Source organism: Candidatus Aquicultor sp. (assembly GCF_054640775.1).
Map to the genome: position 1 here is coordinate 1 of NZ_JBTSLF010000190.1, position 4,526 is coordinate 4,526.

Sequence of the window (4,526 nt, forward strand, 5' to 3'; positions counted from 1 at the left end):
TCTTTGGGCAAGAGCTATGGATGGAACAACAGGTATGACCTTTGTCCCTATCTCCTTAAATTTGTTGATAAACGCTCCTGGGTTTCCTGCGCCCGTAGTTATAACAGGTACGCGTTCCTCCAGGGATACCTGGATTAGCTCATCGATATGGGGAGTCAGTAGCATCAGATTTACACCAAAGGGCTTGTCGGTGAGCACTTTGGTTTTGCGTATTTGCTCGCGCAGCATGTAAGTGGGCATTTGACCTGCGCCGATAATACCTAAACCACCACCGTTAGAAACGGCGGCGACAAGCTCGGCGGTCGATACCCAGGCCATACCCCCCTGTATAATCGGATAGTCAATCCCAAGTAAATCGCAAAGTCTCGTTCGAATCACTACCTTCCCCCTCCCTCAGACCATCTGATAACATTGGCACCCCACGTAAGCCCGGCCCCAAAGCCGACAAAGAGCAATATATCGCCCCGCTTGAGGCCGCCCGATGCGTACAGGTCGTAGAGCGCCAACGGAATAGAGGCCGTGGACGTATTCCCATACTTTTCTAAGTTTACAATGATTTTTCCTTTGTCGATACCAAGCCGATCCGCTGCGGCGTTAATGATACGGATATTCGCCTGGTGTGGTATAAGATAATCGACGTCGCTTACGGTAAGGCCCGCTTTCTCAAGTGCTTTTGTGCTTACATCAGGCAAAATCCTTACCGCAAATTTATAAACTTCGCCCCCGGCCATCTGGACGTAGTGAAGCTTGTTTTCAACAGAGTATTCGTTTCCCGGCAGCGCCGATCCTCCTGCGGGGATTTTGAGCAGGTCGGCGCCGCTTCCATCCGCAGCAAGATAGCTACTGAGTAGCCCGTACCCGTCATCGACCTGGCGAAGCACAACTGCACCTGCCCCATCGCCAAAGAGCACGCAAGTGCCCCGGTCCTGCCAGTTAATGTATTTTGTAAAGGTATCGGCGCCGATCAAAAGAACCGTCTTATACATTCCGGTTTCGATGAACTGCGCCGCGACCGTAAATCCATACGGGAAACCGGTGCAAGCGGCTTGAATATCGAACGCCGCACATCCAGCGGTTCCTAGTTTATTTTGCACAAGACAGGCCGTCGATGGGAAGATCATGTCCGGCGTAGACGTTGCGACCAGTATGAGATCTACCTCATCCGCCGTAATTCCCGCATCGTTGAGCGCCGCCTTGGCCGCTTCGGCAGCAAGGTCGGACGTCGTGATGCCTTCTGCGGCTACCCTACGCTCTGCGATACCCGTTCGTGTGCGTATCCAGGCGTCGCTTGTATCGACCATCTTTTCCAGGTCGAAGTTGGTCAGTACTTTTTCAGGAACGTGAACACCAATTCCAACGATTCCAACTGAAATCTTAGCCATTAACCCTTGCTTTTCCTTTCAGGTCGTCCTGAATTTTAGCGACGACGTCGCCTTCAACCGCGTTTACTGCAAGAAGCACCGCATTGTGTATCGCTTTTGCCGACGAGCTGCCGTGACAAATAATGCTGACCCCGTTGACGCCGAGCAATAGAGCACCGCCATATTCCTCGTGGTCAAGCCGTTTTCTTAGTTTGATAAGGCTCGGTTTTAACAAAAACGCACCGATTTTGCCAACAAGTGAGCTGCTGATGACCGCCTTAAGCTCGACGAACACTTCTTTGACAAGCGCCTCGGAAAGCTTAAGGACGATGTTGCCGGTAAAGCCGTCGCAGATAATCACGTTGGTCGTCCCCCTCGGGATATCCCGCCCTTCGACGTTACCGTAAAAATTAAGCCCGGAATTTTTGAGCAACTGATATGTCTCTTTGACCAGCTCGTTTCCTTTGGTGTGTTCTTCACCGATGCTGAGAAGCCCGATCGATGGATTGTCGATTTTCATAACCGAACTCAGGTATATGTTTGCCATAATCGCAAATTCGAGCAAATTCTCGGGCTTGCAATCGGCGTTCGCCCCCGCATCCATCAGGTAAACATCACTTTTTCTCACCGGGTACCGGATTGCGATCGCAGGTCTGGATACGCCTTTTATCCTGCCCATAATCAGAAGGCCGGCGGCCATCATCGCGCCCGTGTTCCCGGGGCTGACGAGTGCGTGCGCCTTGCCCTCCTTAATCATCTTACTGCCGACGACTATCGTCGACTGACCTTTATTTCGAACGGCCCATGCCGGCTCATCGCTCATACTTATAACGTCGGGCGCGTGCGCGATTCTGATGTTATCCGGGTGCTCGATTTTTTCAAGTTTGGGTTGTAGAAGGTCTTCTGGCCCCAGAAGAGCGATATCGACGTGGCGGACAATATGCGCCGCGCTCAACGCACCTTTGATCATCTCATCCGGGCCGCGGTCACTGCCCATCACATCGACTGCAACTACTATATTATTCATTCGTATTGGCTGCCTCGTTATTTGCTGTTTAATTATCTAGTACTCTATCACAAATTGTTCGACGATAAGAATTTACTGGTGAGAATAGAAAATGGTCTCTTCACTATTTTCTATTCTCTAGTACAGTATCATAAATATGACACAGTACTGGCGCTGTGCTGCAAGCAATTACTAGATAATAAGATTACAGGATTTTGCTGCTCTCAGGCAATAGTAAAGAGCTGGCGGTTTAACATTACGTGCGCAAACATGGTTGACTATATCTGGTTTTAAACAAAAGAACCGCTGATACGATTAGCCCTCGGGCGCCATAAACGCGCATGTGAATTACAAGCAAGCTTGGTGTAACATGGAAGCAACAGGTAATTACAATTGACGTAAGATATCAAGATGCACTTTGCGCAATCGTTTCTATTCAGCCATATACTGCCGTCTATTGTAGGATCAGCGGTTACGTTAGGTCTAGTGTTGTTGGCTCTTTGGGTATTTCACATAAAAAGACCGTCACTTCGGCGTCTGTTCCTGCTTATTCCACTGGTAAAGCCGCTCATTATATTAATCGGCGGCTGGAAAGTAACGGGGCTCGATACACTTGATTGGAGTAAGCTGCATTTACCCTTCATATTCGGGCTTCAAATTCCTGATCCGCTTAATTTTATTTCAAACACCTATGATAAGCGATTTAGCGTACAGGGTCAGGTATTAGGACGGGGTGTGACGACGATCGAGGTCTCGGTCTTCATTATTGCTTCATGCGCTATGCTGGCCTTATTTGTCCGCAGGTGGATGGAGCTTCACCGGTATCGAACACAGCTCACCGCCGGGTCTGAACTGGATCATAGCGCTTTTGATACTGTGTTTGCCACGGTTGAGGAACTAAGCCGGAAGTTAAAGATAAAGACCCCGGGGATTGTTTTTGCAGATATCCAATGTCCTGCAGTAATTGGCGTTACCAACCCTATTATAGTGTTGCCGGACGGACTTGTTGATATGCTGTCCGGCGACGAGCTGGAGGCAGTTATCGCTCACGAACTCGCGCACATAAAAAGAAAGGACAGCATCTGGCTTTGGCTTAATATCATCTGCAAGGAAGTAATGTTTTTTAATCCGTTCACACGGATCGCGTTTAAGCTGATCTCGGATGAAAGAGAACGGGCGGCGGATTATCTTGCTGTTATAACAACCGATAAACCGATCGCTCTTGCAACATCGTTTGTAAAAATAGCGGAAACCTTACTTAAGCGACCGCAGGCTGAACCCGTCTGGTCGGTTAACAGAGCCATGGTGGTATCAAAGTCAAACCTCGAGCGTCGTGTGAACGACCTGGTTAATTTTAAGCGATACCCACGACTTATCCTGAGAATAATTCCTCTTGCCCTTTTGTTCTTAATGCTATTCTATGTGCGATACTTTTTTAATATTAAAGTGTCCGACGTAACGTTTTTCTCGTTTTTCGGATAACGGTGAACGCTAAAGCCCTAAATCACCGATAATCCCATCCACGTTGACGTTAGAGCGCACTAACTCGCGGAAACGTTCCACCTTTTGCGCCTGGTGGATTCGGACTCGTCCGACAAGCTCATCCGTCTTCTCGACCGCTTGCAATGTATCAAGATCGACCAGGATCATCGGGATGCCGAGGTCTTCGGCACGGGCCATCACTATCGGGCTGGGCTGCATGTTGCCGGTAAGGATGAGCGCCTTAGTCGGCGTTTCGAGCGCCGCAAGTTGAACATCTGCCCGGTCGCCGCCCGTGATAACGGCCTTATTTGCGGTGCGCTGGAAGAAGCGGAGCGCCTTTTCCTGGCCCATGGCTCCAACCATGAAGTTCTCGACCAGCTCGTTGGTTTTTTCGGCGGCGGTCAAAATAGTGCCGTTTAAGTTCTCGGCGATCTCGCCAACGGTTACCGACATCAGCGTTTTATCCTGGGGAAGTATGCCGTAAGTCGTAATCCCCTTCTTCTTAAGATAAGGGATTATCATATCGGCGGTTTCGCGCTGGCTATTCGGCACCTGGTTAAGGACAAGGCCGAGGAACGTGTCGCCCATCAAATCTCTCGCCGCGAGAATATCATCGACCACAAGCTCCGAGCGGAACCGGGCGATAAAGAGCGCCCTAGCATTGAGTTCTCGGGCGA

The 4,526-nt window shown here is 49.8% G+C and carries 5 protein-coding genes; 1 reads left to right on the forward strand and 4 read right to left on the reverse strand.

The window, feature by feature from the left end:
* The 3 genes from ACYC56_RS12385 to plsX all read right to left on the reverse strand — a co-directional run.
* The coding region (locus tag ACYC56_RS12385; protein WP_461374489.1) for a nitronate monooxygenase at nt 1-378 on the reverse strand (378 nt) is incomplete at its 3' end.
* Complete coding sequence (locus ACYC56_RS12390) at nt 378-1,382, reverse strand: beta-ketoacyl-ACP synthase III (protein WP_461374490.1); 1,005 nt, start codon at nt 1,380-1,382, stop codon at nt 378-380. The genes ACYC56_RS12390 and ACYC56_RS12385, both read right to left, overlap by 1 nt.
* Nucleotides 1,375-2,388 (reverse strand): phosphate acyltransferase PlsX, encoded by a 1,014-nt coding sequence (gene plsX / locus ACYC56_RS12395; protein WP_461374491.1) that lies wholly within the window; start codon nt 2,386-2,388, stop codon nt 1,375-1,377. The genes ACYC56_RS12390 and plsX overlap by 8 nt, the downstream gene beginning before the upstream one ends.
* A gap of 471 nt (nt 2,389-2,859) precedes the next feature.
* Here plsX and ACYC56_RS12400 point away from each other — a divergent pair, with 471 nt between their 5' ends.
* Complete coding sequence (locus ACYC56_RS12400; RefSeq protein ID WP_461374492.1) at nt 2,860-3,849, forward strand: M56 family metallopeptidase; 990 nt, start codon at nt 2,860-2,862, stop codon at nt 3,847-3,849.
* A gap of 9 nt (nt 3,850-3,858) precedes the next feature.
* On the opposite strand, the gene ACYC56_RS12405 is transcribed toward ACYC56_RS12400, so the two are convergent.
* Nucleotides 3,859-4,526 (reverse strand): DRTGG domain-containing protein (locus ACYC56_RS12405; RefSeq protein WP_461374493.1); only part of this gene is annotated, 668 nt, incomplete at its 5' end.

Bases quoted from the DNA above. Each gene is read 5' to 3' on its own strand.
- ACYC56_RS12390 (WP_461374490.1), bottom strand. From the start codon at position 1,382: ATGGCTAAGATTTCAGTTGGAATCGTTGGAATTGGTGTTCACGTTCCT.
- plsX (WP_461374491.1), bottom strand. From the start codon at position 2,388: ATGAATAATATAGTAGTTGCAGTCGATGTGATGGGCAGTGACCGCGGC.